This window comes from Gallaecimonas aegicerasi (genome assembly GCF_045291545.1).
GTDB lineage: Bacteria > Pseudomonadota > Gammaproteobacteria > Enterobacterales > Gallaecimonadaceae > Gallaecimonas.
Map to the genome: position 1 here is coordinate 264,998 of NZ_CP149514.1, position 26,476 is coordinate 291,473.

27 protein-coding genes are annotated in these 26,476 nt (G+C 56.8%); 9 read left to right on the forward strand and 18 right to left on the reverse strand.

What is annotated here, in order from left to right; translation table 11 throughout:
* Positions 1-3: 3 nt before the first annotated feature.
* From WDB70_RS01280 to WDB70_RS01300, 5 genes are all read right to left on the reverse strand, one after another.
* Positions 4-1,227 carry an ABC transporter permease gene (locus tag WDB70_RS01280; RefSeq protein ID WP_406665824.1) on the reverse strand — a complete coding sequence of 408 codons (1,224 nt, stop codon included), beginning with the start codon at positions 1,225-1,227 and terminating at the stop codon, positions 4-6.
* Positions 1,224-2,444, reverse strand: a complete 1,221-nt coding sequence (locus WDB70_RS01285; protein WP_406665826.1) for an ABC transporter permease — start codon at positions 2,442-2,444, stop codon at positions 1,224-1,226. The genes WDB70_RS01280 and WDB70_RS01285 overlap by 4 nt, the downstream gene beginning before the upstream one ends.
* A complete protein-coding gene (locus WDB70_RS01290) occupies positions 2,444-3,250 on the reverse strand; it encodes an outer membrane lipoprotein-sorting protein (protein WP_406665828.1) in 807 nt (268 codons plus the stop codon). The genes WDB70_RS01285 and WDB70_RS01290 overlap by 1 nt, the downstream gene beginning before the upstream one ends.
* A complete protein-coding gene (locus WDB70_RS01295; RefSeq protein ID WP_406665830.1) occupies positions 3,247-3,873 on the reverse strand; it encodes a TetR/AcrR family transcriptional regulator in 627 nt (208 codons plus the stop codon). The genes WDB70_RS01290 and WDB70_RS01295 overlap by 4 nt, the downstream gene beginning before the upstream one ends.
* Before the next feature lie 118 nt (positions 3,874-3,991).
* Positions 3,992-4,879, reverse strand: a complete 888-nt coding sequence (locus WDB70_RS01300) for a 1-aminocyclopropane-1-carboxylate deaminase/D-cysteine desulfhydrase (protein WP_406665832.1) — start codon at positions 4,877-4,879, stop codon at positions 3,992-3,994.
* A 200-nt stretch (positions 4,880-5,079) separates the two neighbouring features.
* Between WDB70_RS01300 and WDB70_RS01305 the strand changes: the two genes are divergently transcribed.
* Genes WDB70_RS01305 through tldD form a run of 8 tightly spaced genes read left to right on the forward strand, consistent with a single transcriptional unit; the run spans position 5,080 to position 15,612 of the window.
* Positions 5,080-6,123, forward strand: coding sequence for a rod shape-determining protein (locus WDB70_RS01305; protein WP_406665834.1), 1,044 nt, complete (start codon positions 5,080-5,082; stop codon positions 6,121-6,123).
* A 39-nt stretch (positions 6,124-6,162) separates the two neighbouring features.
* Positions 6,163-7,008, forward strand: a complete 846-nt coding sequence (gene mreC, locus WDB70_RS01310; protein ID WP_406665836.1) for a rod shape-determining protein MreC — start codon at positions 6,163-6,165, stop codon at positions 7,006-7,008.
* Positions 7,005-7,475 carry a rod shape-determining protein MreD gene (gene mreD / locus WDB70_RS01315; RefSeq protein WP_406665838.1) on the forward strand — a complete coding sequence of 157 codons (471 nt, stop codon included), beginning with the start codon at positions 7,005-7,007 and terminating at the stop codon, positions 7,473-7,475. The genes mreC and mreD overlap by 4 nt, the downstream gene beginning before the upstream one ends.
* Positions 7,475-8,056, forward strand: a complete 582-nt coding sequence (locus WDB70_RS01320) for a Maf family protein (protein WP_406665840.1) — start codon at positions 7,475-7,477, stop codon at positions 8,054-8,056. Before mreD ends, WDB70_RS01320 begins: the two co-directional genes overlap by 1 nt.
* The gene (gene rng, locus WDB70_RS01325) at positions 8,053-9,522 is read left to right on the forward strand and encodes a ribonuclease G (protein WP_406665842.1); all 1,470 of its coding nucleotides are present in this window, start codon (positions 8,053-8,055) and stop codon (positions 9,520-9,522) included. Before WDB70_RS01320 ends, rng begins: the two co-directional genes overlap by 4 nt.
* Positions 9,522-13,331 (forward strand): YhdP family protein, encoded by a 3,810-nt coding sequence (locus tag WDB70_RS01330; protein WP_406665844.1) that lies wholly within the window; start codon positions 9,522-9,524, stop codon positions 13,329-13,331. Before rng ends, WDB70_RS01330 begins: the two co-directional genes overlap by 1 nt.
* 2 nt (positions 13,332-13,333) lie before the next feature.
* The gene (locus tag WDB70_RS01335; protein ID WP_406665846.1) at positions 13,334-14,167 is read left to right on the forward strand and encodes a carbon-nitrogen hydrolase family protein; all 834 of its coding nucleotides are present in this window, start codon (positions 13,334-13,336) and stop codon (positions 14,165-14,167) included.
* Positions 14,164-15,612 carry a metalloprotease TldD gene (gene tldD / locus WDB70_RS01340; RefSeq protein WP_406665848.1) on the forward strand — a complete coding sequence of 483 codons (1,449 nt, stop codon included), beginning with the start codon at positions 14,164-14,166 and terminating at the stop codon, positions 15,610-15,612. Before WDB70_RS01335 ends, tldD begins: the two co-directional genes overlap by 4 nt.
* A 26-nt stretch (positions 15,613-15,638) precedes the next feature.
* On the opposite strand, the gene WDB70_RS01345 is transcribed toward tldD, so the two are convergent.
* Together WDB70_RS01345 and yjgA are read right to left on the reverse strand one after the other, a co-directional pair.
* Positions 15,639-16,034, reverse strand: a complete 396-nt coding sequence (locus WDB70_RS01345; protein WP_406665850.1) for a hypothetical protein — start codon at positions 16,032-16,034, stop codon at positions 15,639-15,641.
* 81 nt (positions 16,035-16,115) lie between these two features.
* Positions 16,116-16,625 carry a ribosome biogenesis factor YjgA gene (gene yjgA / locus WDB70_RS01350; RefSeq protein WP_406665852.1) on the reverse strand — a complete coding sequence of 170 codons (510 nt, stop codon included), beginning with the start codon at positions 16,623-16,625 and terminating at the stop codon, positions 16,116-16,118.
* Between the two features lie 71 nt (positions 16,626-16,696).
* On the opposite strand from yjgA, the gene pmbA reads away from it, so the two are divergent.
* Entirely contained in the window at positions 16,697-18,070 is a 1,374-nt protein-coding gene (gene pmbA / locus WDB70_RS01355; protein WP_406667986.1) for a metalloprotease PmbA, read from the forward strand.
* Positions 18,071-18,102: 32 nt separating this feature from the next.
* Here the strand turns inward: pmbA and mgtE are convergent, their stop codons facing one another.
* The 11 genes from mgtE to WDB70_RS01410 all read right to left on the reverse strand — a co-directional run bounded on the left by mgtE (position 18,103) and on the right by WDB70_RS01410 (position 26,302).
* The gene (mgtE, locus tag WDB70_RS01360; protein ID WP_406665854.1) at positions 18,103-19,455 is read right to left on the reverse strand and encodes a magnesium transporter; all 1,353 of its coding nucleotides are present in this window, start codon (positions 19,453-19,455) and stop codon (positions 18,103-18,105) included.
* Positions 19,456-19,547: 92 nt separating this feature from the next.
* Positions 19,548-19,823, reverse strand: a complete 276-nt coding sequence (locus tag WDB70_RS01365; protein WP_406665856.1) for an HPr family phosphocarrier protein — start codon at positions 19,821-19,823, stop codon at positions 19,548-19,550.
* A complete protein-coding gene (rapZ, locus tag WDB70_RS01370; protein WP_406665858.1) occupies positions 19,820-20,671 on the reverse strand; it encodes an RNase adapter RapZ in 852 nt (283 codons plus the stop codon). Before rapZ ends, WDB70_RS01365 begins: the two co-directional genes overlap by 4 nt.
* A complete protein-coding gene (gene ptsN, locus WDB70_RS01375; RefSeq protein ID WP_406665860.1) occupies positions 20,668-21,120 on the reverse strand; it encodes a PTS IIA-like nitrogen regulatory protein PtsN in 453 nt (150 codons plus the stop codon). The genes rapZ and ptsN overlap by 4 nt, the downstream gene beginning before the upstream one ends.
* The gene (hpf, locus tag WDB70_RS01380) at positions 21,121-21,408 is read right to left on the reverse strand and encodes a ribosome hibernation promoting factor (RefSeq protein ID WP_406665862.1); all 288 of its coding nucleotides are present in this window, start codon (positions 21,406-21,408) and stop codon (positions 21,121-21,123) included.
* Positions 21,409-21,435: 27 nt separating this feature from the next.
* Entirely contained in the window at positions 21,436-22,896 is a 1,461-nt protein-coding gene (locus WDB70_RS01385) for an RNA polymerase factor sigma-54 (protein WP_406665864.1), read from the reverse strand.
* A gap of 51 nt (positions 22,897-22,947) precedes the next feature.
* A complete protein-coding gene (gene lptB, locus WDB70_RS01390; protein ID WP_406665866.1) occupies positions 22,948-23,673 on the reverse strand; it encodes an LPS export ABC transporter ATP-binding protein in 726 nt (241 codons plus the stop codon).
* The gene (gene lptA, locus WDB70_RS01395) at positions 23,673-24,242 is read right to left on the reverse strand and encodes a lipopolysaccharide transport periplasmic protein LptA (protein ID WP_406665868.1); all 570 of its coding nucleotides are present in this window, start codon (positions 24,240-24,242) and stop codon (positions 23,673-23,675) included. Before lptA ends, lptB begins: the two co-directional genes overlap by 1 nt.
* Positions 24,220-24,786, reverse strand: coding sequence for an LPS export ABC transporter periplasmic protein LptC (gene lptC, locus WDB70_RS01400; protein ID WP_406665870.1), 567 nt, complete (start codon positions 24,784-24,786; stop codon positions 24,220-24,222). Before lptC ends, lptA begins: the two co-directional genes overlap by 23 nt.
* A complete protein-coding gene (gene kdsC / locus WDB70_RS01405; RefSeq protein WP_406665872.1) occupies positions 24,783-25,331 on the reverse strand; it encodes a 3-deoxy-manno-octulosonate-8-phosphatase KdsC in 549 nt (182 codons plus the stop codon). Before kdsC ends, lptC begins: the two co-directional genes overlap by 4 nt.
* Positions 25,331-26,302, reverse strand: a complete 972-nt coding sequence (locus WDB70_RS01410; RefSeq protein ID WP_406665874.1) for a KpsF/GutQ family sugar-phosphate isomerase — start codon at positions 26,300-26,302, stop codon at positions 25,331-25,333. The genes kdsC and WDB70_RS01410 overlap by 1 nt, the downstream gene beginning before the upstream one ends.
* Positions 26,303-26,476: the final 174 nt, after the last annotated feature.

The window sequence follows — 26,476 nt, forward strand, 5'->3', positions numbered from 1 at the left end:
GGCCTAGGTTGAGCGCATTGCTTCTATGGCGTTAAAACGGGTGGCGCGGCGGGCCGGCCAGAGTGCGGTCATCACCCCCAGCCCCCAAACAACAGCAATGGTGATAAAAAACTCGCGCCATTCCAGGCGTGGGTAGATCACCTGCTCAATACCGAGAAAATCCGTACCGGCTTCCAGCCCGGCCAGTGAAATGCCGCCTTTGAGGCTGTATACCGTCAGCAGTGCAGCGACAGCGCCGAGCAACACACCGAAACCGATGATTTGCAGCGCTTCGAGTAACACTTCCAGCATCACCCAGCCGGGCCGAAAGCCCAGCGCCTGCAACAAGCCAAACTCGCGGGTGCGTTCAAATACGGCCATCAGTTGGGTGTTGACTACACCGATAGCGATAAGCACGAACATTACCCAGAGCCAGACATAAACAAAGCCGTCGGTGAGGTCATGAATGCCTTTGGTCATCGGCTTCAGGGTTTCCCAGCTTTGTATATCCAGCCCTGGGGCACTTGCCTTGAGCTGTTTCAGAACACTGGCCATGCCGGGCGGTGTGTTGGTCATCAGGGCAATTTCCGACAGCGCCGTACCAGCATGGGCAAACTGCTGTGCTGGCACTAAGCCGGTGAACAGAAAGTTGTCTTCCATTGGCTGCGACGAGCTGTAAATCCCTTTGATGATCACGCCGCGTTCCTGCACTTTGCCATTGGCATCGTTGGCCATGATCACCAGCCGCTTACCGACGCGGGTTTTCAAACGTTCGGCCAAGTGGCGGCCGATCAGCACCGCAGCGTCTTGCTGGTTTTGCAGGTGCTGGCCGCTAACCGGGCATTGCGCAATAAAAGACACACCGGCTTCTGCTGCCGGGCGGATACCAACCAGGCTCACCGGCAGGGTTTTGTATTCGCTTTGAACGATGGCCGGAATACGTATCCGCGGCGCCCATTGGCGAACGCCAGGGCTATTGAGCTCGGCGCGCAGCGGTGCGGTCAGCGTAAAGTGGTGGGCCATGTCCGGGTTATCCAAATAGCCGGGTGCATGAACTTGGATCTGCGCCGTCATGTTTTTCAGGCTGCCCCTTAAGGAACTGTCTGACCAGCCACGGATAAAGGCGTTGAACGCGAGAATGGACCAGACGCCGATACTGACTACCAGTAAGGTGATCAAGGTACGCCGCCAGTTGCGCCACAGGTTGCGCCAGGCAAAAGGAAACAGGATCAGCAATACCCGCATCATACTGCCCTCATTGCCGACACCGGCTGGAGTTGCCGGACCCGCAGATAAGGCACAATGCCGGCCAGCATGATACTGAGCGCCATGGCCGCCGGGCCGGCTGTCAAACTCAAGAAGCTCAGTTGTGGGTACAACTTCCCGGGTAGGCCCCACTGGGCAAAAATATCCTCTGTGCCGGGCATCGTCATGCCGTAGTGGCCGGTGATCAGGGTAATGACACTGCCAATCGCCATACCCAGCAGCAGGCCTAGCATGGTCAGCAGTAACAGCTCTAGCCAGATCATGGCGCCAATTTTGCCGGGCCTCATGCCAAGGGCCAACAGCACACCAAACTCCCTGGTGCGTTCGAACACGGACATCAACAGGGTATTGAGAATGATAAATACCACCACCACCACCAGGCTGATATACCACATCAGCGAGGTGTCCAAATCCAGGCTGATGGCGTCCTTCATGCCGGGCTCCAGGGCTTGCCAGGGGCGTACAGTCAGGTGCTGGCCGGGTAACGCTGCTTGTAGTGCGGATTGTTGTTGCGTCACCAAGTTCAGGTGGCTGGCGGATAAGGCAATGAGGTTAATGGCTTGCCCCATGCTGAACGTCGCCTGCAAGCGGGGCAGCGGGATCTGTGCAAATTGCCGGTCAATATCCGGTGTGCCGGTGCTGAAGATCCCTACAACCTTCACTACATCAGCGGCAATACTGCCGTCCAGGCCCTGGCCCAGTATGGTCAGGCTGTCGCCGACGGTAACCGCGAGGTTGCGGGCCAAAGCTGCTCCGAGCACCACGGCATTGGTATCGTTGGCCTTGAGGTAGCGGCCTTGACTGATGCTGTTGTGCAGCCGGGTAACCTGGACTTCACGAACCGGATCGACCCCCATCAGTGCGGCGGCCAGGCTTTTATCAGCTTTGGAGAGGATCACAAAGGTTGTCGCCCGGGGGCTTTGCTTAATATCCGGAAATTGTTGCTGTAGCTTGGCCATCAGTTGTTGAGGGTGGTTGATGGTCTTTTTCAGATCCGGGTCATCCAGATAGGCTTTTGGCTGGATCTGTGCAAAGCCATCGAGAATGCTCAGCATGTTCTCTTTCATGGTGGCATAGGTGCCGAGCTGAAAAGACAGCAAAAACACGATGATCAATGCCGTAAAAGCAATGCTGAGTACATTCAGCACGGTGCGGCGCGGCTGGCGCCACAGGTTTCGCCACGCCAACGCCAGCAACATCACTGGCCGTCCTTAAGGGTGAAGGGGCGCGGATTTCGCAGGTTTGACTTGGTCAGCAGCGCATCGGGGATCGCCACATTGAAGTGGGCCTGCAGGTAATCAATGCGTGTCCAGCTGTCCTGTTTATCGGCCTTTTTCATGACCATCACGATGGGAAAAGGGCGGCCACCAAGCAGGCCCACTTTGGTGGTGGTCATGCTTTTGACCAGTTTCATGTCCTGATCAAAAAACTGTTCACCCAGCAGCACACCATCATCACGCAGGGTGATCACCTGTTTGCCCCAGACCGTAGCGGCATCGGCTTTGGGTAGTGCGGCAATAGTGTACAGGGTGTGGCCGTCTTGCTGGCGGACGCTGACCATGTGATGGTGGTACTGGGTCAGAATGTCATTGGCCTTGGCCAAATCGTTATAGGAAAAGTCAGACCCCATCCAGGATTGCGCCATCATGCTGGCCGGTAGCTTGATGATCTGATTGAGCTTGGGGTTAAAAATCCACATGTCATCGGCCAGCTTCAACGTGGCATTACCAGCGTCTTTCGCGGGGGCGGTGAAACGCACCAAAGAGTCATCTTCACCACGGGTCCATGAGCGCATGGTCATGGTGCGTTGCCAGTCAGGCCGGTGGACGGTCATGGTGACCAGGGAATAAGACGACTGGCCGCGCCAGTTATCCAGTGTTTGCTTGATCAGCGCTTTCGGATCGGGATGTGTGCCTTCGCTGGCGGCAGCCGTGGCGGGCATCGTCAGGGCCGCCATGGCCAGCATCAGCAGGGCAGGCCAGAGATGTCGTGAGCGTATTGTCATGTGCTGGCTCCTGTCGGGCGTTGGCCCATGCCGGTTAGCAGGGTTTGCATGAACTGTTCAGCCATTTGTTCAATGGGCAGGCTTTGGTCAAACCAGAATTGCAGCATCAGGCCATCGAGCCCGCCTACCAGCCAGGCCGCCATGGCGTTGGCATCAATATCCTGAGTGAATTCACCATCGGTTTTACCGGCCTCAATCAGCGCCGTCATCAGTTGGCGAAACTCTTGGTACACGCTTTCCATTACCTCGGCAAAGCGCTCCCGGGCAGCGCCGGAGCTGGCTGCGGCCCAGAGCTCCAGAGTCAATGGAAACAGGGCAATGTTGTCGCGCAAAGAGGCCATGGTCAGCGTTAGCAGGGCATGGATCTTGGTACTGGCCGAAGGCGCTGCGGTGATGGCCTCTTGGCACTGTTGTAATAATTCCGCCTGGTAAGCCTGGAAAGTGGCGTAGAACAGGTCTTCTTTGTTGTTGAAGTAGCTGTACAAAGAGCCCTTGCTGACCCCGGCGGCCTCAGCAATGTCACTGACCGAGGCCCCCTGAAAGCCTTTTTCAGCAAAGACGAGAGCGGCGGCGGTGGTGATGTCTGTGCGCTTGGCGCTTTTGTCGACGCGTTTGGGTGCCATGATATTTTTAATGACTGACCGTTCAGTCATTTTAGATCGAAAAATAACCTACTCGTCAAATAAAAATAGTTCAGCGGGCAGTTCTGATCATGTCTGGTGCTGAACTGGCAGTCAGCCGCTACAGCCAGCGGCCTTGCTGGCGCAGCGCCTCCAGGCCCTGCAAGCCGCCGGTATGCAACCAGACCAGTGACTGTCCAGCGAGCTTACCTGCCGACAACTGCTGCCATAGCGCCAGCAGCAGCTTGCCACCGTAAATCGGCTCCAACGGTACTTGTAGAGCCGTTGCCAGCGTACGCATCTGCTGGGCCTGTGCCGTGCTGAAACGGCCAAAACCAGGCCCTTCAAAGCCGCTCAACAAGCGGTAGTTACGGTATGGGCTGCCCTCGAGTAGTTGCGTGATTTTGTCGGCCAGAGTGCTGTCGCGCACCGCCGGTACTCCGATAATGGTGCCCCGGCCGGCACTACCATGAACGAGCCCTGCCAAGGTGCCGCCACTACCAACCGGTACCCACAGCTGTTGCCAGTTAACATCAAGCTCATCAATAACGGCTGCCACTCCGGGAAGGGCCTCGGTGCTGCTGCCGCCTTCGGCTAACAACAGCCAGCCGGGAAAGCGCTGCTGCCAAGGAAGCCAGAACGTTTTTTCATGACGTTGCCGGTAGTACTGGCGGCTGACAAAACTCAGAGTCATGCCCAGTGTCTGTACTTTTTGCAGGGTTGGTGTTTGTTGCTGATGCCCCCTGACAATGCCGTGACTGGCTAACCCCCTGGCCTGGCAGGCGGCGGCCAGCGCCAGCAGGTGATTGGAATGTGGCCCGCCGAGGCTGACGATGCCAGGGCAGTGTTGCGCCTTGGCGCGTGCTAAGGGCTGTTGCAGTTTGCGCCACTTATTGCCAGAGATAAGTGGGTGCAGCAGATCATCGCGTTTGACCCAAAGTCGGCAGTTTTGAGCCGTCAACAAGGGGTGATGCAGTGCCACAAGCGGGCTGGCGGGGTTATTTTGCATGCTTTGAACCAGGACCGTAAGGCTGCTTACTATAGCCCCTGCCAAGGGTGTTTCGGCAGCGCGGATGCGGGTGTAGGCAATTAAAGCTGAATAGGGCGCATTCTGGCGGCGCAGCTCGCTTGTGGATAACCAAGGCGGTTGGTAAAGTTAGCCGATTAACAAAGCACCGTTTGCAAAAAATTACAGGACCGGCCTTCCCCATGTTCAAAAAACTCCGTGGTCTTTTCTCCAATGACCTCTCCATCGATCTCGGCACCGCCAACACGCTGATTTATGTACGCGACAAGGGCATCATCCTTAATGAGCCGTCGGTGGTCGCTATTCGTCAGGAACGCGCCAGCGGGCCAAAATCCGTGGCGGCGGTAGGTCATGCCGCGAAGCAGATGCTGGGCCGTACTCCGGGCAATATCAAAGCGATCCGACCAATGAAAGACGGTGTTATCGCTGATTTTTATGTCACCGAAAAAATGCTGCAGCATTTCATCAAGCAGGTGCATGAAAATAATTTCCTGCGGCCGAGCCCACGGGTACTGGTGTGTGTGCCGGTTGGTGCCACCCAGGTGGAGCGCCGTGCTATCCGTGAGTCTGCCATGAGTGCCGGTGCCCGTGAGGTGTTCCTGATCGAAGAGCCGATGGCTGCCGCCATCGGTGCCGGCCTGCCGGTTTCAGAAGCCACGGGTTCAATGGTTGTGGATATCGGTGGTGGTACCACAGAAGTGGCTGTTATCTCCCTTAATGGCGTGGTCTACAGCTCGTCGGTGCGCATCGGTGGTGACCGTTTCGATGAAGCGATTATCAATTACGTGCGCCGCAACTATGGCTCACTTATCGGTGAAGCCACTGCCGAGCGCATCAAGCATGAAATTGGCACCGCCTACCCCGGCGAAGAAGTCGTGGAAATTGAAGTGCGTGGCCGTAACCTGGCCGAAGGGGTGCCGCGCAGCTTTACCATGAACTCCAATGAGATCTTAGAAGCATTGCAAGAGCCGCTCAGTGGCATTGTCAGTGCTGTCATGGTAGCGCTGGAACAGTGCCCGCCGGAGCTGGCCTCGGATATTTCCGAGCGCGGCATGGTACTGACCGGCGGCGGCGCGTTGCTCAAGGATCTGGATCGACTGCTGATGGAAGAAACCGGTATTCCGGTGGTGCTGGCCGACGATCCGCTGACCTGTGTGGCTCGTGGTGGCGGTAAGGCGCTGGAAATGATCGACCTGCATGGCGGCGATATTTTCAGCGAAGAATAAGTCAGACAGCAGGGGCGCCGGCGGCGCCCCGGTGCCATTATGAAACCTATTTTCTCTCGCGGTCCTTCACTACAGTGGCGCCTGTTGTTGCTGGTGCTGGTGTCGTTGGGCGTGATTTTCCTTGACCACTGGCAGCATCGCTTTGACAGCCTGCGCTTTTATCTCAACTCCCTGGTAACGCCCATCCAGTATCTGGCGGATGCACCATCCAGCCTGTTGAGCTGGGGGTCGAAAGAATTTACCACCCGCGAACAGCTCAAAGATGAAAATGCCCGCCTCAAAGACCAGCTGTTAAAGCTGTCTGAGCGGGTGCAGCATGTGGATTTTCTGGAACAGGAAAACAACCAGTTACGGGCCTTGCTTGGCGCTGAAGCGCGCCCCCATGCCCGCAAGCTGGTAGCCGAAGTCATGGCGGTGGACTCTGATCCTTTCACTCTGCAGGTGATGATCAACAAAGGCCGCAGCGATGGCGTCTATGAAGGGCAACCGGTACTGGATGCGCAGGGATTGGTTGGCCAGGTGACCAGTGTCGGCCCTAGCTCCAGCCGGGTGTTGCTGATCACCGATGCGACTCATGCGGTGCCGGTGCGAGTGGCTCGCAACGGCATTCGTGGCATTGCCAGTGGCACCGGCCAGCTTGATGAGTTGGTGCTCAATCATGTGCCGCACCGTTCAGATATCAAAGTGGGCGATTTGCTGTTGTCTTCCGGTTTGGGCGGCCGTTTTCCGGAAGGTTACCCGGTAGCGAAAGTAACCGGTGTGATCTCCGATGCCGGCAAACCCTTTACCCGCGTCACAGCGCAGCCATTGGCCAAGCTGGATCGGATCCGTTACCTGCTGCTGGTATGGCCAGAACATCGGCCGGCGTCACCGGAGGGCAAATGAACGCTGTTGTGATCACGCTGTCACTGCTAGTAGCGCTGGTACTGGCGCTGCTCCCCATGCCGCTACCGGTTGATGCCTTTCGCCCGGACTGGCTGCTGCTGGTATTGGTGTACTGGACCATGGCCCTGCCACACCGGGTCAGTGTTGGTATTGCCTGGCTCAGCGGCTTGTTAATGGACATTATGCTGGGCTCGACACTGGGCGTGCATGCCCTGGCCATGACGATTGCCGTTTACATTGCCGCGGTCAATTTCCAGCGGTTGCGAAACTTCTCGGTCTGGCAGCAGGCGTTGATCATCGCTGTGCTGGTGGCCGTCAAGCTGGTGCTGGTTTACTGGGTGGAGCATCTGGCGAATGGTGTCATGCTCACGGCCCGTTATTTCTGGCCAGTGTTAACCAGCGCCGTAATGTGGCTGTGGCTATTTCCGCTACTGCGCCGGGTGCGCCGCAAGTTCCGGGTGCGCTGATGCCATCGCTGCCTTTATATCTGGCCTCTGGCTCACCCCGGCGCCAGCAGTTGCTGACGTTGCTAGACCGGCCTTTTAGGGTGTTATTACCGGCCGTGGATGAAACCCCGCACGATGCTGAGCGGCCACTGATGCTGGTCGAACGGCTGGCCCGCAATAAAGCCGAGGCTGGCGCGGTACTGATGCCTGAGCCCGGCTTGGTGCTCGGTGCTGACACTCTGGGTGAACTGGATGGCCAGGTGTTGGTCAAACCTGAAAGTGAGCAGGACGCGGCACGTATGATGCGGGCGATGTCCGGCCGCAGTCATTTTATTCATACCGCCATCGCCGTCACTGACGGTCGCCGCACGCTCAGCGAGGTGGTGACTTCCACCGTCACCTTCAAACCGTTAACCGATGCCGAAATTAGCGCCTACTGGCACAGTGGCGAACCGGTCGATAAGGCTGGCGGCTATGGCATTCAGGGGCGAGGTGGGCGCTTTGTCAGCCATCTTGATGGCAGCTATTTTGCCGTGGTCGGGTTACCCTTGATGGAGACAGAACAATTGCTAAACCGGTTTACGGGTAAGGAGACATCATGAGCGCTGAGCTGCTGATCAACTGCACCCCGTCAGAAACCCGGGTGGCACTGGTGGAAACCGGCATCCTGCAGGAATTGCATATTGAACGGGCTGCCAAGCGGGGCCTGGTCGGGAACATCTACAAAGGCCGGGTCAGCCGGGTGTTGCCGGGCATGCAGGCGGCCTTTATCGATATTGGCCTGGACAAAGCGGCCTTTTTGCATGCCTCCGATATTATTCCCCCCAGTGCCGGCCTTGATGAAGAAGATTTGCGACCCTTTCAGACCGGTGATATTGCCCGGCTGGTGCATGAAGGCCAGGACATTGTTGTACAGGTAGTCAAGGACCCGCTGGGCAGCAAAGGTGCCCGCTTAACCACCGATATTACGCTGCCGTCGCGTTATCTGGTGTTTATGCCCGGAGCCAGCCATGTCGGTGTTTCACAACGCATTGAGCAGGATGAAGAGCGTGGCCGCCTCAAAGCGCTGGTTGAGCCGTTTTGTGATGATGCCGGTGGCTTTATTGTGCGCACCGCCGCCGAAGGCGTCGGTGAACGTGAGTTTATGGAAGATGCCGCCTTTTTGCGGCGGTTATGGAAAAAAATTGAAGAGCGCCGCGCCCGCCCGGCCACCCGCACACTGCTGTATGAAGAGCTGAGCCTGGCGCACCGGATTTTGCGAGATTTTGTGGGTACCGAACTGGATCGCATCCGGGTTGACTCACGGCTGACGTTTGAGAGTTTAAAAACCTTCTGCGATGAGTTTGTGCCGGAGCTGGCGAAAGTGCTGGAGTACTATGCCGGGGAACGGCCGATCTTCGATCTATTCGATGTGGAAAACGAAATCCAACGGGCGCTGGATCGCAAGGTGGAACTGAAGTCCGGGGGCTATCTGATCATCGATCAGACCGAGGCGATGACCACCATTGATATCAATACTGGCGCTTTTGTCGGCCGCCGCAACCTTGAAGAAACGATCTTTAATACCAACCTCGAAGCTACCCAGGCCATAGCCCGGCAGCTACGACTGCGTAACCTGGGCGGCATTATCATTATTGATTTCATCGACATGAGCGGTGATGACCACCGGCGCCGGGTATTGCAAAGTCTGGAGCAGGCCCTGCAAAAAGACCGGGCGAAAACCTCGGTAAATGGTTTTTCCGCGCTTGGGCTGGTGGAAATGACTCGTAAACGCACCCGCGAAAGCCTGGAACATATTCTTTGTGGTGAGTGCCCGGCCTGTCAGGGCCGGGGGCAGGTCAAAACCGTGGAAACGGTTTGCTTTGAAGCATTGCGGGAGATCCTGCGGGTAAACCGGGCTTATGATTCCGATCAGTTCGTGGTCTATGCCTCACCCCAGGTTGCCGAAGCCTTGAGTGACGACGAGTCACATGCGCTGGCTGAACTGGAAGTATTCATGGGTAAACAAGTCAAAATTCAGGCTGAGCCGCTGTACAACCAGGATCAGTTCGACGTGGTGATGATGTAGTGAGCAAGCTGCTGCAGGCCATGGGCTGGCTGGCCCGCAAATTATGGCTGCTGGCGGCGTTGCTGGTAGTGCTGGCGGCTGTGCTGATGAGCGTGGCGCGGGTTGCCATGCATCACCTGGACGATGTTCGCCCCTATCTGGTCAAGGAAGCCAATGCCCGCCTGGGTTTGCAGTTAGCCATTGGCCGTGCCCATGGCAGTTGGCTGGGCCGTGGGCCGCAGTTCAAATTGTCCGATGTAACGGTCAAAGATCCTGACCACAAGCTGAGCCTGCATATTGATAGCTTGCAAGTAGGGTTGCGGTTCTGGGCATCGGTACTGTCTGGTAGCCCGAAGCTGTCATATCTGGAAAGCGATGGCCTCAAGCTGGCGCTGGCGGCGTGGCCGAAAAGCAAGGAAGACCCTGACTGGGCGCTGCTGGAAAACCTCTTCTTGCGCCAGCTCAGCCAGGCCAGGCTAACCAATGCTGAGCTGACCCTGCCGTCGCGTTTTGGCCCGCGTACAGTCGAAATCAGCAAAGTCTCTTGGACCGGCTCCCGTTACCGTCACCAAGCGGTGGGGACGGGCAGCATCCGTGAGTATGGCCGCCAGAAAGTCCGCTTTATTCTCGATCTTTATGGCCTGGAAGCACGGTTATCGCAGTTGGATGGCCGACTGTTTGTGGATGCCCACGACTTGCACCTGGACCCTTGGGTCAACACCTTCGTCGGTGACACCCTGACGGTTGAAAATGGCGTTGTGAATACGCGGTTGTGGCTGGACTTTTCGGCTGGCCGGCTAACCGGTGGCCAGGCCCATATGACCGACAGCCAGGTACGTTTTGACCAGCATGATCTGCGGGTAAAAGACTGGATAGGGACACTATCGAGTACCCCTGATGGTTGGCAGGTAGATAGCCGCCGGGCAAAGATCAGCACGGACGGTCACCCTTGGGACCTCGGTGCAGTGCAGTTTCGTCAACAAGGCGCCGATCAGCTGTTGTATGCCCAGCGCCTGAAGTTGGCGCCGCTGACGCCACTACTGAATCTGTGGCGGCGTTTACCGCCACCGATTAAGCAGTGGCTGGCGGTAGCACGCCCCAACGGTGAACTGGATGACCTCTACCTGGCCAATAATGCTGGCCAGCGTTTGTCTGGCAATGCCCAGCTGAAAATGGGCTGGAGTGCCAAAGATACCCTGCCTGGCATTGAAGGTGTCAGCGCCCAGCTTTCTTGGTCGGGGCACCAGGGACTGATCCGTTTTGATGATAAAGACCTGAAAGTCGATCCGGGTCCGCATTTCAGAGCGCCTTTTGTATTGCAGCGCCTCAAAGGCGACTTATGGCTGCTTAATACCGGTGAAAACTGGCAGTTTCGTACCGGCGACTTGAGCCTGGCCAGCCCTGGGTTGGCATTGGATCTGCGGGGTAAAGTTGACTTGGGCGCCAATCCCGGCATGGCGTTGTCAGTAAAGGTCAAACATCTGGAGGCCGATAAGGCCAGCCATTATCTACCGTTGACTGTGATGCCTAAGCAGGTGGTCGACTATCTCAACAGCGCTTTGCAAGGCGGTAGCGCCCAAGGTGGCGTGGTATGGCAGGGGGCTTTTGCAAACTACCCCTATGCGGATGGCAGTGGCACCTTTTTAGCCGATGCCACTTTCGAGCATTTGCATTTTGCATTCGATCCGCATTGGCCCGCATTGACGGACACCCAGCTGCGTGCTCGCTTTCAGGATGCCGCCATGCTGCTCAGCAGTCAGCATGGCCAGCTAGCCGGAGTGCCCATCGGCCAGCTTCAGGCCAGCATTGCTCATCTTGGCCAGCAAGGGGCGATGCTGGATATTACTGCCAGTACCCACAGCACCGGCGAAGCCGTTACCGCGTTGATGCAGCAGTCGGCACTGCAAGGCAGTGTAGGTAAGGCCTTACAGGCTTTGCAGGTCAGTGGCGGCCTGGATGGTAACGTCAAACTGGCCATCCCCCTTGGTGGCGGTCAACCCCATGCCAGCGGTGATATCACCTTTAGCGACAACCAGGTGCGGGTACTCGACACTGTTGACCTTACCGGCTTGAACGGCAGCCTGCATTTTGACGATGGTACACTCAGTGCCAAGGGGTTACGGGCCAGACTGTTTTCGCAGCCGTTGCAGCTCACCCTTAACAGCGCTCAGCAGTCTCAGGGTTACCATATCCAGCTGGCGCTTTTGGGGCGTTTTGATGCCGCCAAAGTGCAGGCCCCCTGGTGGCAGGTCAGCGGTACGACTCCCTGGCAGGGGCAAATCGCATTATTGCTTAACGATCCGGGTTTTACGCTCAACGCCCAGCTCAGCAGCTCACTTCAGGGGCTGGCCAGCCAGTTACCGGTGCCGGCGCAAAAAGCAGCGCCAAGTAGCTGGCCGCTGAAGGTCAGTGCTGTTGGCAGTGATGGAGGTATTGCGGTGTCAGCCACGCTGGCGGACAGGGCACACATCAAGGCGTTGTTACATAACGGCAAAGTGACCAGCTGGAGCGGCGCTATTGGCGGTGCCAGCTTGCCAGCGCAACAGCAAGGTCAGGGCCAGTTAGCGGCCCACTGGCCAACGCTGGATGTGGGTCAGTGGATTAGCGCTTTGGCCGGCAAATTGGGCGACGGTAACGGCTTGTTGCCACCGCTGGCGAAGCTGACGGTAACCACGCCAACTCTGACGCTGTTAGGGCAACAACTGCATGATGCCACCATTAACGGTACAGCTGAGGTCAACAGCTGGAAAGTCGATACCAAGGCCAAAGAGTTGGAGGGTGAGCTGTGGTTACCGACCACTGACTGGGGGCAAAGTCCGTTGCTGGTTAACCTTAAGCGACTTGACTTGCAAAAGTGGCAAGCGCCAGCTGATGGCGCTGGTCAGCATTGGCAACCAACTGACATTCCGCCCTTTAAGTTCTTCTGTGCAGACTGCCAGATCATGGATGTCAACCTGGGGCAGCTGACCCTGGAAGGGCAACATCAGGGCCAGGACTTGCTCTTACCGGTGCTGCGCATGAAACAGCCTGATGGCCAGGTGTTGGGCAGTGGCCAGTGGCTGGCAGACAAGCAGCAAACATCAGTGCAACTGAAAGCAGATGTGCAGGACATTGGCCGTTTTCTTAACACCATGAAACTGGCCTCAAGCCTGCGTGATGCGCCACTAAAAGGGCAATTGCAGGTGCATTGGGCTGGCGGCCCGCAGCAATTTGCCATGGCCAAAGTCAGCGGCGATGTCAGTACCGAACTGGGGCAGGGCTATGTGGCCAATGTCTCTGACAAAGGTGCACGGTTACTGACGGTATTTAGTTTTGACTCGCTCCGGCGCAAGCTGGCGCTGGATTTTCGTGATCTGTTCGATAAAGGCCTGTATTTCGACCGGATCAAGGCTGCGGGTGATATCAAAGATGGTGTTATCCGCTCCAATAAAATTACTCTTGATGGCGTGGTTGGCGACATGAGCGCGTCTGGCTGGACCGACTTGGTGCATCGTCAGCTGGCATATGACATCAGCTTTAAGCCTAATGTGACCGGTAACTTGCCGGTACTGGCTGCCTTTGCTGTTACCCCTGTAACCGGTGTGGCGGTATACGCACTGACCAAGTTGTTCGGGCCGGTCATTGATGTTGTTACGGAAATTCGTTTCAATCTCACCGGCTCGCTGGATAACCCGGTGATGAAAGAGGTGTCGCGTTCGAAGGGCTCTGTACCCTTGCCGAAGCCACCTGCCAAAGACAACAAAGCGGCAAAGACCAGCAAGCCATTAGTGCAGGCAGGCCAAGCATTGCCAGCACCGGCCAGTGCTGGCGCTGCGACAACCAAGGAGTGACCATGAGCTGTGTTACCGCTTTGCAGATGGTCTCCGTACCGGATGTCACTGAAAACCTGGCTACCGTCGAACGGCTGCTGGCAACGCTACCGGTGGCCCAGCGGCTGGTTGTGTTGCCGGAGTGCTTTGCCTTTTTTGGCGGCCGCGATCGCCAGCAGCTGGAGCTGGCCGAAGCCTTTGGTCAGGGGCCTATTCAAGAGGCACTAAAAGCTCTGTGCGTAAAATATAAGGTCTGGATGGTCACCGGCACCTTGCCTCTGCGCAGTGACAACCCTGAGCGCTTTTGTGCTGCCTCCCTGCTGCTTGATGACCAGGGGCAGGTACGGGCGCGCTATGACAAGATGCATCTGTTTGATGTTGAAGTGGCAGATAACACCGGCAGCTATCTTGAATCGGCCACCACTGTACCGGGGCCTAAGCCGGTGGTGGTTGACAGTCCTTTCGGGCGTATCGGCATGGCGGTTTGCTATGATCTGCGCTTTGCCGAACTGTTTGCCTGGTATCGCCAGCAGCAGGTTGAGCTGCTGGTGTTGCCTTCCGCTTTTACCGCCCGCACCGGTCAGGCGCACTGGCAGGTATTGTGTCAGGCCCGGGCCATTGAAGGGCAATGCGTACTGGTAGCGGCCAATCAGGGCGGCAGTCATGCCAACGGCCGTGAAACCTGGGGGCGGTCAGTGATTGTCGGGCCCTGGGGAGAGGTTATTGAGCAATTGGCGCTGGGAGAAGGCACGGCCAGTGCTACCCTGGAGCCATCGTCAATGGCGCAAGTGCGCCGCCGAATGCCCGTCGATCAGCATCGGCGTTTCACTATTGTGCCACCCAAGGAGTCTGAATGAGCCTGTTTGATACTGTTGCTGAGCGCCTGTTGGCGCCAGCCGAGCTGACCTTAGAACACCTGGAGCGCACTCTTGGCGCCATGCATCAGCATCAGCTCGACTATGCTGACTTGTACTTCCAGGCTGCTGCTCATGAATCCTGGGTACTGGAAGACGGCATTATCAAAGACGGCAGTTTTAATCTCGAGCGGGGTGTGGGTGTTCGGGCTGTCAGCGGTGAGAAAACCGGCTTCGCCTATGCCGAAGATCTGACCCCGCAAACCTTGCTGGATGCTGCCAAGGCCGCCCGCTCCATTGCCAGTGCCGGCCAGCAGGGCAAGGTAGCGGTAGGTAAGGCGCTGGCACAACCGCCGCTTTATGGCCAGGCCAACCCGCTGGACAGCCTCAGTCAGTTGGACAAGCTGGCTTTGTTGCGGGAAGTCGACAGCTTTGCCCGCAAGCTCGACAGCCATGTCAGCCAGGTGATTGTTTCGCTCGGCGGCGTTTACGAAGAGGTACTGGTTAGCGCCTCTGACGGTACCCTGGCGGCCGATATCCGGCCGCTGGTGCGTATGAACTGTTCGGTGCTGGTGGAAAAAGACGGCCGCCGTGAACGGGGCAGCGCCGGTGGTGGTGGCCGTTTCAGTTACGACTATTTTCTGGCTACCGAGGGCGGCGAGAAACGGGCGCTGGGCTATGCCAGAGAAGCGGTGCGGATGGCGCTGACCAATCTGGAAGCCAGCGCCGCACCCGCTGGCCAGATGCCAGTGGTGCTGGGCGCTGGCTGGCCCGGGGTGCTGCTGCACGAGGCGGTAGGCCATGGTCTGGAAGGGGATTTCAACCGCCGCGGTAGCTCTGCCTTCAGTGGCCGTATTGGTGAGCGAGTGGCCGCCCGTGGTGTGACCGTGGTTGATGACGGCACGTTAGCGGAGCGCCGCGGCTCCTTGACCATTGATGATGAAGGCACGCCCACGCAAGAAAATGTGTTGATCGAAGACGGTATTCTCAAAGGCTACCTGCAGGACAAGCTCAATGCCCGGCTGATGGGCATGGCTGCTACTGGTAACGGCCGCCGTGAATCTTATGCTCACCTGCCTATGCCCCGGATGACCAACACCTTTATGTTGGCCGGGGAGCACAGTGCCGAGGCCATTATTGGCTCGGTTAAACAAGGCCTCTATGCCCCCAATTTTGGTGGCGGCCAGGTAGATATCACCTCGGGTAAATTTGTTTTTTCAGCCTCAGAGGCTTATCTCATTGAAAATGGCAAAATTACCCGGCCGGTGCGCGGTGCCACGCTGATTGGCATGGGCCCTGAGGTAATGCAGAAAATTTCCATGATCGGTAATGATGCCCAGCTGGATCCGGGGGTTGGTGTCTGTGGCAAAGACGGCCAGTCTGTTCCGGTCGGGGTTGGTCAGCCAACCCTGAAAATCGACAGCATCACCGTGGGTGGTACGGAATAAAAAAGCCCGGCGTTTGCCGGGCTTTTTTAACTGTGTACGTGGGCTTCTTTTACCAGCATTTGCGCTACCTGGCGGGTAACACTGGCTAATTCATCAGCGGCAAAGTGCTTGTGACCACTGGCCGGATGGTAGGTGATCAACAGCGGAACCTGCCCCTGATCGCAGTACTGTTCCGGGTGGGAAATGTTATCCCAGCTCAGGCCCAGGCCAGCAACACCTTTATTGAACTTGTTATCCAGACTAAAGCGGACCTTATTGAAAAACTGTTGCTGGAGTAGGGCATAACCTGCGGCTTTGGCTTCCTTGGCTGTGCTAAAGCAGATGGCTTGCGGAAAGTAAGCCTGTGAGGAAGAAGATGTACTTTGGCAGGCCCCCAGAGCCAAACAGGCAAGCGACAGGGGCAGGTATAACAAGCGCTTCATGGTGGCGTCCTTTCATCATCACGGCGACTCCTAGCGCTTACCTTTACCACAGCCTGCCGAGCTCCGACAACTTTCAGACCGTTAGTTTTCGGCCAGCTGTTCTTTGACCAGCTGGAACAGTTCACGAAACGCCTTCGGGGGCTTATTGGCTGCTTTTTCCTTGCCGGCCTGACGGATCAACTGGCGCAAGCGCTGAATATCCACTGCCGAAAACTCATCAATAAAGGCCTGTACTGCGTCATTACCTTCGCTTAACAGCCGTTCACGCCATTGCTCTGCCTGATGGAGTTTCAGGGTCTCCATATTGTGCTGGTTTTTCAGCACATCCAAGGCGTCAGTGATGGGTTGAGGATCTTGCTGGCGAACAAGCTTGGCAATGTACTGGCGCTGGCGGCGAAAGCCTTCGTGCTTGTTACGGATCTTCTGGCCAAGGGCTATGGCGGCACGCAGTTCATCGCCCAAAGGCAATGCATTAAGCTGGGCCGGGCTCAGTTCCAGTAATTCTTTACCCAAATCGGCGGCCTGCTGGGCATCACGTTTGAGTTCGGATTTGCTGACGTAAATGATCTCGTCGTCGTCTTCTGGGTGCATGGTGCTGTCTGGTCAGTATTTTTGCATATGATAGCAGTTTGCCGGCCGCAGCCGCAGCCCTGTGCTGTGATATGCTGGCGGACAAATCGGCACACGGCAATGAGGACAGCGTGAGCGATATCGTCAATGACATGAAACTGGTCGAAGGCTTGATTGCCGAGGGCCTGGACTATGCCAAGACCCTGGGGGTCAGTGGCGCTGAAATGGCCATCAGCCGGCAAACCGGTATCAGTGTCTCAACCCGTCTAGGGGAAGTGGAAAACATTGAGTTCAACAAGGATGGCGCACTGGGCCTGACCGTCTACCGGGGTGGTGCTAAAGGCTCAGCGTCGACTTCCGATTTACGGCCGCAGGCAATCCGCGAAGCCGTGGCCGCTGCAGATCGTATTGCCAAGCTCACCTCAGAAGACAGTGCCAATGGCCTGGCTGACACCGATATGCTGGCATTTACTTACCCGGATCTGCAGCTTTATGATCCGGCAACCCTGAGCCCGGAAGCCGCCATTGACTTGGCCAAACGCTGTGAGCAGGCGGCCCTGTCGGCAGACCCCCGTATTGTCAATTCTGAAGGTGCCAGCTATTCCTCTCATGCCGGCTTCAAAGTCTATGGCAATACCGCCGGAATGATTGGCAGTTATCCTTCCAGCCGCCACAGCCTGTCCTGTGTGGTGATCGCCAAAGATGGCGAACAGATGGAGCGGGATTACGAATACGGTATTGCCCGGGCTCTGGCGGAGCTGGATAACGCCGAGCAGATTGGCCGCGATGCAGCCCACCATACGCTGAGTCGTCTGGGAGCGCGTAAGCTGGGCACCATGCAGGTGCCGGTATTATTCCGGGCTGACGTGGCAACCGGGCTGTGGGGCCATCTGGTCAGCGCCATCAGTGGTGGCAGCTTGTATCGCCGCTCCAGCTTCTTACTCGATAGCCTGGGCCAGCGTATTTTCCCGGCCCAGATCACTATCCATGAAGATCCGCACGTACTCGGTGGCCTGGCTTCGACACCGTTTGACAGCGAAGGGGTGCGTACCCAGGCGCGGGATCTGATCAAAGACGGCGTATTGCAAAGCTATCTGCTGACCAGCTACTCCGCGCGGCGGTTGGGCATGCAGACCACCGGCCATGCCGGTGGTATACACAACTGGTATGTCAAAGATAACGGGGAAGACTTTGCCACCATGCTGCGGCGTATGGACCGTGGCTTGCTGGTAACCGAGCTGATGGGCCAGGGCATCAACATGGTGACTGGCGATTATTCCCGTGGTGCGGCCGGTTTCTGGGTGGAAAATGGCCAGATCCAGTTCCCGGTATCGGAAATCACCATTGCCGGCAATCTCAAAGACATGTATCAGAACATTGTCGCGGTTGGTGCCGACCATGAGCGGCGGGCCGGAATTCACACCGGTTCGGTGCTGATTGAACGGATGACCATCGCCGGTGACTGAGGCAAAACCCGGCCATGTTGCCGGGTTTTGTTTTAGTGCAGTGGTAGCAGTAAGGTGGCTGAACCGAGAAAGGCGAACAGGCCTACCACGTCGGTTACCGTCGTCAACACCACGCCACCGGCCAGCGCCGGGTCAATCTTGAGGCGTTTCATGACCAGGGGCACCAGTACCCCTGCCAGGGCAGCGGCCACCAGGTTGACGCCCATGGCAAAGGCAATGATCCCGGCCAGGCGAATATCCTGTTTCCAGACCCCGACAATTGCGGCAATCACCAGTGCCCAGATCAGGCCATTGAGCACACCAATGGCCATTTCCTTGTTAAATAAAAACCGTTCATTTTGCTGGCCAATATGGCCCAAAGCCATGCCCCGGATCACCAGCGTCAAAGTCTGAGAGCCAGCGATACCGCCCATGGAGGGCACTATGGTCATTAATACGGCCAAAGTTGCCAGCTGCGCCAGGGTGGCTTCAAAAAGGTTGGAAACAGCGGCGGCCGCCAAGGCGGTGAGCAGATTCACGCCTAACCACAAAGTGCGCTTGCGCGTGGACTTGAGCACCGGTGCGAAGGTGTCTTCTTCATCATCCAGACCGGCCATGCTCATCATCGAATGGCTGGCGTCTTCACGGATAATATCGACCACATCATCGACGGTGATCCGCCCCAGTAGATGCCCTTCGTCATCTACCACGGGTGCTGAATACCAGTCGTAACGGGCAAACAGTTGGGCGACTTCGGTTTCCGGCATGGTGACATTGACCGGCTCCGGCTCAGGGTCCATGACATCTTTGACTTTTTGCGCCGGATTGGCAGTAACCAGGCTGGCCAGAGGGACTTCCCCGACTAAGCGGTCAGCCTTGTTGACTACATAGAGGCTGTCAGTACCTTCCGGCAATTGGCCGCGACGGCGCAGGTAGCGCATCACCACATCCAGTGTGACATCCGGGCGCAAAGTGACAGTGTCAGTGTTCATGATGGCGCCGGCGCTGTCTTCCGGGTAGGACAACACCTGCTCTACCCGGGAGCGGTCCTGAGCGTCCATGGCCCCCAGTACCTTGCGATAAACGGCGTCGGGTAGCCCACGCAGTACATAGGCCAGGTCGTCCGTTTCCATGCCTTCGGTGGCGGCGGCGACCTTGTCGGCATCCATCAGTTTGAGGATGCCGCGTTTTACGTCTTCGGACAGCTCGTCAAGAATGTCCCCTTCCTGCTCTGGGTCCACCAGTTGCCACAATGCCAAGCGCGCCTTGGACGGGCTGGACTCAAGCAGGTGGGCCACATCGGCCGGATCCATGGCGTGCAGCATCTCTCTGGCCTGGACAAACCGGCCCTTGGCCAGGGCAGCACTGATCTGCTCGAAAGTAGGGGGGGCGACATCCTCGATCATGGCACTCCGCTTTTTAAAACAGCAGGATAGAGCCAGTGTAACGCAGAAGTTCTGAATTATTGATGAGAATTACTTGCGGTTGCTAATAAGGCTCAATGATCTTCACCAAAACCGGCTTCGATGAGTTCACTGACCGCCCGCAGTGCGGCCTCGGCGTCGTCACCATGGCAGTGCAATGTAATCACCTGGCCCTGATGGCCTTCCAGTAGCAACAGGCCTAGTACGGAGCTGGCGTCAGCCTGCTGGCCGCGTGCTTCCAAAGTGATGGTGGCAGCGAATTGCTGGCTGAGTTTGACTAATTGCGTGGCGGCCCTGGCATGCAGCCCCAGGCGGTTTTTCAGGGTCAGGGTACGGCTGATGGTGGTCACGCGGGCATGATATCGCGGTGGCGGCTTTTCACCGTATGGCCTTTACGGATAAAGCGCTCTGCCAGTTGTTCGGCTACAAACACTGAGCGGTGCTGGCCGCCGGTACAGCCAATAGCGACGGTGACATAAGCACGATTGTTGCGTTCCAGCTGGGGTAACCAGCTTTCCAGCAGCCCTTCGAGCTGCATGATCAGGCGTAACACGTCCGCTTCGCCAGCAAAAAAATCCTGCACAGCCTGATCCAGCCCGGTAAGGGGTTTGAGTTCCGGTACCCAATGTGGGTTTGGTAAAAAGCGCACATCAAAAACATAGTCGGCATCCTTGGGCAGCCCGGCTTTAAAGCCAAAGGACTCAAAAATCAGGATCAGCGGCCCTTCTTTTTTGCCGAGAATACGCTCGCGCACCACTTCGGCCAACTGGTGGATGGACTTGTCAGAGGTATCGATGTGCAGATCCGCCATGGCCGACAAAGGCGCTAAGCGTTTGCGCTCCAGGGTCAAGGCTTCTTCCAGGCTGGAATGCGTCAACCGTGACAGTGGGTGCAGGCGGCGGGTCTCGGAGAAACGGCGTAACAGGACGGATTGCTCGGCATCCAGGTACAGCACCACCCGCTCAATGTCTTCGGGCAGCCAGTCCAGTTCCTCGGTCAGAGTGTGTTCTTCGGTGGGTAAATTGCGGATGTCGATACTGACAGCCACCTTCATTACCTCGTTACGCAAGGTGGCCACCAGCCCCGGCAGTAAATTCAGCGGCAGGTTATCAACACAGTAGTAGCCGAGATCTTCGAGTACTTTCAGGGCGACGGATTTACCGGCACCGGATGTGCCACTGACAATGACCAGGTTCATGCTGCTTCAGTCAGGATGCGATAGAGTTCGCTATCATCGCCTGCCTGACGCAAACGTTTCAAGGTCTGTTTATCTGACAGGGTGCGGGCGACGGCGGCGAGCGTGGCAAGGTGGGCCTGGCATTGCTCGCTGGGGACAAACAGCGCAAACAGCAGATCGACCGGCTGGTTGTCCAGAGCGTCAAAGTCGATGGGCTGGCTCAGGCGCACCATGACGGCGACCACCTTGTCAGTGCTGTCCATGCGGCCGTGGGGCAGGGCGATGCCGTTGCCGATACCGGTCGAACCCAAACGTTCACGAGCCAGCATGGCATCAAAGGCGGCATGGGCGTTAATGTCCGGGCACTGGCGGGCGGCAATATCGCCGATCATTTCCAGGACCTTTTTTTTGGACAGGCCCGGTGCCAGTGTCACCACGGCGTCCGGGCTCAGCAGTTGTTGAAGGTTCATTTAATGCTGGTGGAGCTTCTCTTTGTGCTTAATGATTTGGCGATCGAGCTTGTCGATCAGGCCATCGATGGCGGCGTACATATCCTGCTGCTCATCCGAGGCGTTGATTTCACCGCCGTTGACATGCAGGTTGGCTTCCGCAATTTGGCGGATTTTTTCTACCCGCAACACAACATGCACGTTATTGATATGGTCGAAATGACGTTCCAGTTTACCGAACTTTTCTGAAACGTACTGGCGCAGGGGATCAGTGATGTCGATGTGGTGGCCAGTGAGATTGATTTGCATAGTCGGTTCCTTCTCTTGAGCACAGCCTTATAACAGGCTTTTGCGTTGATTTGAGGGTGGGATCCCCAGCGCTTCGCGGTATTTGGCGATAGTACGTCTGGCGACCTGTATACCCTGCTCGGCCAGCAGCGTCACCATCTTGCTGTCACTCAATGGCTTAGCTGCATCTTCTGCTGCTACTAACTTCTTAATCAGTGCCCGGATGGCGGTTGAGGAGGCCTCACCACCGTCGTCCGTGGCAACATGACTGGAGAAGAAATACTTCAATTCAAAAATGCCCCTTGGGGTGTGCATGTACTTTTGCGTAGTCACCCGGGAAATTGTCGATTCATGCATGTCCACAGCCTCAGCTATATCGTTGAGGACCATGGGTTTCATGTATTCCTCACCGTACTCAAAAAAGCCCTGTTGGAACTGCACGATACAGCGGGCCACTTTGAGCAGGGTGTCATTGCGTGACTCCAGGCTCTTGATAAACCACTTGGCTTCTTGCAAGTGGGAGCGGATAAACTGGCTGTCGGCCTGATTGCGGGCCTGGCGCCCCATGGCAGCATACTGCTGATTGATGCGCACCTTTGGCATCGCGTCCGGGTTCAGCTCGACGCTCCAGCGCCCCTGCTTTTTGCTGACAGCCAGATCCGGGATCACATACTGCGGCTCTTCACTACTGACCACCGAACCGGGCCTGGGGTTCAGTCCCTGGATCAATCTTAGGGCTTCGCGCAGCTCGTCTTCTTTGAGGCGGGTCTGACGCATCAGGGTACGGTAGTCGCGGTTACCCAGCAGATCCATGTGGTCGCTGACCAGGGTTCTGGCGTCGTTCAGCCAGGGAGTACCATCAGCAAACTGAGCCAGCTGGATAAGTAAGCACTCACGCAGGTCGCGGGCGGCTACACCTACCGGGTCAAAGTGCTGAATGCGTTTGAGTACAGCGGCCACTTCTTCCGGTTCAATGTCGTCAATCGCCACGCTGTCAACGATGTCAGCAATGCTAGCGCGCAGGTAGCCGTCGGCATCAATGGCATCAATGATGGCCACGGCAATGGCCTGATCGGTATCAGAGAAGGGGGTCAGACGCATCTGCCAGAGCAGGTGCTGCTGAATATCGTCAACGGTTTCACCCTGATAGACGGTGTCATCACTGGCAGCAACGGCCGGGGTGCTACTGCCACTGCCGGCGGAGTAGACGTCGTCCCAGGTGCTATCAACGGGCAGCTCATCGTTAAGCTGGTTGCTTTCCATGGCTTCGGCAGTGTCCGCTTCGCTGCGGTCAGTGCTGTTTGCCTCTGAGCTGTTATCGGTGTCGTCGTTGCTGTGGCTATCGTCCTGATCGTCAGCACCGTCTTCAAGCAGCGGGTTGGCATCGAGAGCTTCTTGAATTTCCTGCTGAAGCTCTAACGACGACAATTGCAGCAGGCGGATGGCCTGTTGCAATTGCGGGGTCATGGTCAGTTGCTGCCCAATGCGTAACTGCAGGCTTGGCTTCATCACGAGCGCGGCTTTCCTCCGGGCAGCGTACCTGGCACTGCCTCTAACTCACTATAGCTGGAACTGTTCACCCAGATACACATCACGAACCTGTTTATTGTCCAAGATGGTGGCGGGTGAGCCACTGGCGATCAGTTCGCCATGACTGACAATATAAGCGTGTTCGCATACCGACAAGGTTTCTCGCACGTTATGGTCGGTGATCAATACACCCAGGCCACGATCGCGCAGATGCTCAATGATCTTCTTGATGTCGATCACGGAGATGGGGTCAACGCCGGCAAAAGGTTCATCCAAAAGAATAAAGTCGGGGTTTGCGGCCAGCGCCCGGGCGATTTCCACCCGTCGGCGCTCACCACCGGACAGGCTGGCCCCCAGGCTGTCGCGCAGGTGGCTGATATGAAACTCATCCAGCAATTGTTCCAGCTGATCTTCACGGCCATTGCTGTCGAGATCCTTGCGCCGTTGCAAAACCGCCATGATGTTGTCGTAGACACTGAGTTTACGAAACACACTGGCTTCTTGTGGCAGGTAGCCGATACCGGCGCGGGCCCGTTCATGCATGGGCTCCAGGCTGAGGTTGCGCTCGTCAATGAAGATCTGACCTTTGTCAGCCAGAACCAGGCCCACCACCATGTAGAAGGTCGTGGTTTTGCCGGCGCCGTTGGGGCCGAGCAGGCCGACTATCTGACCGGTTTTAACCTCGAGGGAAACGTCTTTGACAACCTGTCGGCGTTTGTAGCTTTTGGCCAAGTGCTGGGCTTTCAATACCGCCATCAGTGCTGATCCTTGCTGGGCTGATTGTCGTCCCTCGGCTGGTCTTTGGTGGCCGGGTCTTCTTTTTTCGGCGGCGGTGTTGGGGCTTCCTTGAACTGGCTTGGGGCGAGAATGGTTGTGACCCGGCCAGTATCGCTGTCTGCTTTGGCTTGCAGTTGCTGTTTGCCCAGGTCGTAACGAATGGTATCGCCCTTGAGGGTACTGGTGGCCTGTTGTACCTGAGCATGGCCGCTCAGCACAATCAGCCGTTTATTGTCGTAATAACTGATCTGATCGGCCTGGGCGCGCACCCAGCTGCCATCGTCGAGTTGCTGCTCAAAAAGTACCGGTGAACCGGTGGCCTTGAGAACGCGGCCGGCAGGGTTGCCGTCGATTTCCAAGCGTTCGGCCTGAATGTGCAGGCTGCCCTGGCGAATGTTCACATCCCCCTGATACACCAACGTTTTCTTGATGTTGTCGGCATCGGTATTATTTGCATTGATCTTCAGTTGCTGACTGAAGTCATTGTCGGCCGCCTGAACCACAAGCGGCACTGCCAGTAACAGGCTAAGGATGATTTGTTTGTTCATAAACCGTATTCACCTGACTCTTGAGGTGCATTTTTTGACCTTCAAGGCTGGCTTCCAGGCCCACCCCGGTCGTGATAAAACCAGGGCCTTGTAAGGTGACTGGCTGATCGGTACTCATGGTCTTGTTGAGTAAATCTAACGCCAGATTGCCAGTATGGACGCTGCGGATCCGGGCATCGTCGTCAAGACTGCGGATAATAACATTATTTTTTAAATCCACGAGCCGTTGGCCGGTGACGGTAGCACTGTCGGCAGTAATGGCCCAAGGGCTTTGCTGCTGGGCGTCATAGAGTTCAAAACGAGGCTGCAGCAACTGGGTTTCTTGCGCGTTGGCGAAATAGCGCATGCTTTTGGCATTAACCACCAGGCTGATCTGGCCTTGTTCGTCAAACTGGCGTACCTGCAGATCTTCGGCAATGCCGTCTGGTTGACGCTGACCGCTACTGGCGGCTTGGCTCGGTTGCGGCTCATTACCCCCGGTCCACCACATCAACAGCGCTGCGGTAGCAAACAACAACAAGACGAAAAAAACAGCGCGGTTCACAGGCTGGCTCCTTCCGGGGTCAGGCTGTGTCCCTGACTTTGCAGCAATAAATCGCACAGCTCGCGTACGGCACCAAAGCCACCGGGGAGCGTGGTGACATAATCCGCTGCTTGGCGCACCAAGGGGTGGGCATCTTGCACGGCAATACCCAGGCCTGCCTGGCGGATCAGGGCCAGGTCGGGAATATCATCACCGATATAGGCTATCTGCTGCGGGACAAGGTTCAGGGTTTTGAGTAGTTCATCGAACGGCTGCTGCTTGTCATGACAGCCCTGAAAGCGATAAGGCACACCGAGCGCTTGAAAGCGGCTTTCCACAATCTGACTTTGCCGGCCAGTGATGATGGCTACTTCTATACCGGCGGCACGTAGTGCTTTGATGCCAAAACCATCGCGGGTATGGAAGGCTTTGAATTCTTCCCCACCGTTACCCAGATAAATGCGGCCATCGGAAAACACACCGTCAACGTCACAGCACAGCAGGCGAACTTGTGCCAGCTGTTGCCACAGCGATGTTTCAATAGCGCCATACAAAGAAGCCGGCATTACAACACTCCTGCGCGCATCAGATCCTGGGTATTGAGGGCGCCGACGGGGCGGCCTTGGGCATCGGTGATAAAAAGCCCGTTGATTTTTTTGTGCTGCATCAGGGTCAGCGCTTCAGCAGCCAGCATGCCAGCATGGGCAGTAACACCGCCGGCCGTCATGACCTGGTCAATGTTCACCTGATGCAGATCGTGGCCAGCGTCAAAGACGCGCCGCAGGTCACCATCGGTAAATAATCCCAACAAACTACCGGCAGCATCGGTGACGGCCGTCATGCCCAGCCCTTTGCGGGTCATTTCCAGCAGCGCTTCGCGCAGCGGTGTACCGGTTTTTACCACCGGTACACTGTTGCCGCTGTGCATGACATCGCCCACCGTCAGCAGCAGGCGCTTACCAAGACTGCCGCCGGGGTGTGAAAGTGCAAAATCATCGGCAGTAAAACCACGGGCCTTGAGCAGTGCCACCGCCAGGGCGTCACCCATGGCCAGGGTTGCCGTAGTGGAGGCTGTGGGCGCCAGATTTAACGGGCAGGCTTCGCGCTCAACCGCTACCGACAAGTGCACATTAGCGTGGCGAGCCAGGGTGGAGTCGGCTTTACCGGTCATCGATAACAGTGGCACACCGATGCGCTTTAGCACTGGCAGCAAGGTTACAACTTCCTGGGTTTCACCGGAATTGGAGATGGCCAGTACAACATCCTGGCTACTGATCATGCCTAAATCGCCATGCGAGGCTTCACCCGGGTGCACAAAAAATGCCGGTGTACCGGTGGACGCCAGGGTGGCAGCAATTTTGCCGCCAATATGGCCAGATTTACCCATGCCGGTGACAATCACTTTGCCCTGACAGTCAAAGAGGATTTGGCAAGCCCGATCAAAGGTGGCGTCCAGCGATGCCAGCAAACCATTGATGGCGGCGGATTCAATTTCCAGCACATGCCGGCCAAAAGTGGAAAAATCTCGCTGTACCATGGGGGTTCCTTGCTGCTTTGCTGGCGCGATTATATGTAAGGCGCAGCCAATAAGCGAACCTTGAAAACACCTGCTGGCCGCCAGTTCACGGGTAATTCAGATGCGTCTAGTTACCCTTTCGAACGTTTTGTTGCATTTATTGTCATTGCAATCAATGCCGGTCCCTTTGTTAAA

Coding starts and splice junctions, on each gene's coding strand:
- WDB70_RS01300 (WP_406665832.1), bottom strand. CDS start 4,879: ATGCAAAATAACCCCGCCAGCCCGCTTGTGGCACTGCATCACCCCTTG.
- ptsN (WP_406665860.1), bottom strand. CDS start 21,120: ATGAACCTTCAACAACTGCTGAGCCCGGACGCCGTGGTGACACTGGCA.
- WDB70_RS01280 (WP_406665824.1), bottom strand. CDS start 1,227: ATGATGCGGGTATTGCTGATCCTGTTTCCTTTTGCCTGGCGCAACCTG.
- WDB70_RS01335 (WP_406665846.1), top strand. CDS start 13,334: ATGAGCTGTGTTACCGCTTTGCAGATGGTCTCCGTACCGGATGTCACT.
- WDB70_RS01385 (WP_406665864.1), bottom strand. CDS start 22,896: ATGAAGCCAAGCCTGCAGTTACGCATTGGGCAGCAACTGACCATGACC.
- lptB (WP_406665866.1), bottom strand. CDS start 23,673: ATGGCGGTATTGAAAGCCCAGCACTTGGCCAAAAGCTACAAACGCCGA.
- hpf (WP_406665862.1), bottom strand. CDS start 21,408: ATGCAAATCAATCTCACTGGCCACCACATCGACATCACTGATCCCCTG.
- kdsC (WP_406665872.1), bottom strand. CDS start 25,331: ATGCCGGCTTCTTTGTATGGCGCTATTGAAACATCGCTGTGGCAACAG.
- lptA (WP_406665868.1), bottom strand. CDS start 24,242: ATGAACAAACAAATCATCCTTAGCCTGTTACTGGCAGTGCCGCTTGTG.
- tldD (WP_406665848.1), top strand. CDS start 14,164: ATGAGCCTGTTTGATACTGTTGCTGAGCGCCTGTTGGCGCCAGCCGAG.
- WDB70_RS01345 (WP_406665850.1), bottom strand. CDS start 16,034: ATGAAGCGCTTGTTATACCTGCCCCTGTCGCTTGCCTGTTTGGCTCTG.
- WDB70_RS01320 (WP_406665840.1), top strand. CDS start 7,475: ATGCCATCGCTGCCTTTATATCTGGCCTCTGGCTCACCCCGGCGCCAG.
- rapZ (WP_406665858.1), bottom strand. CDS start 20,671: ATGAACCTGGTCATTGTCAGTGGCACATCCGGTGCCGGTAAATCCGTC.
- WDB70_RS01290 (WP_406665828.1), bottom strand. CDS start 3,250: ATGACAATACGCTCACGACATCTCTGGCCTGCCCTGCTGATGCTGGCC.
- WDB70_RS01305 (WP_406665834.1), top strand. CDS start 5,080: ATGTTCAAAAAACTCCGTGGTCTTTTCTCCAATGACCTCTCCATCGAT.
- mreD (WP_406665838.1), top strand. CDS start 7,005: ATGAACGCTGTTGTGATCACGCTGTCACTGCTAGTAGCGCTGGTACTG.
- mgtE (WP_406665854.1), bottom strand. CDS start 19,455: ATGATCGAGGATGTCGCCCCCCCTACTTTCGAGCAGATCAGTGCTGCC.
- pmbA (WP_406667986.1), top strand. CDS start 16,697: ATGCTGGCGGACAAATCGGCACACGGCAATGAGGACAGCGTGAGCGAT.
- yjgA (WP_406665852.1), bottom strand. CDS start 16,625: ATGCACCCAGAAGACGACGACGAGATCATTTACGTCAGCAAATCCGAA.
- rng (WP_406665842.1), top strand. CDS start 8,053: ATGAGCGCTGAGCTGCTGATCAACTGCACCCCGTCAGAAACCCGGGTG.
- WDB70_RS01285 (WP_406665826.1), bottom strand. CDS start 2,444: ATGTTGCTGGCGTTGGCGTGGCGAAACCTGTGGCGCCAGCCGCGCCGC.
- WDB70_RS01410 (WP_406665874.1), bottom strand. CDS start 26,302: ATGGTACAGCGAGATTTTTCCACTTTTGGCCGGCATGTGCTGGAAATT.
- WDB70_RS01295 (WP_406665830.1), bottom strand. CDS start 3,873: ATGGCACCCAAACGCGTCGACAAAAGCGCCAAGCGCACAGACATCACC.
- mreC (WP_406665836.1), top strand. CDS start 6,163: ATGAAACCTATTTTCTCTCGCGGTCCTTCACTACAGTGGCGCCTGTTG.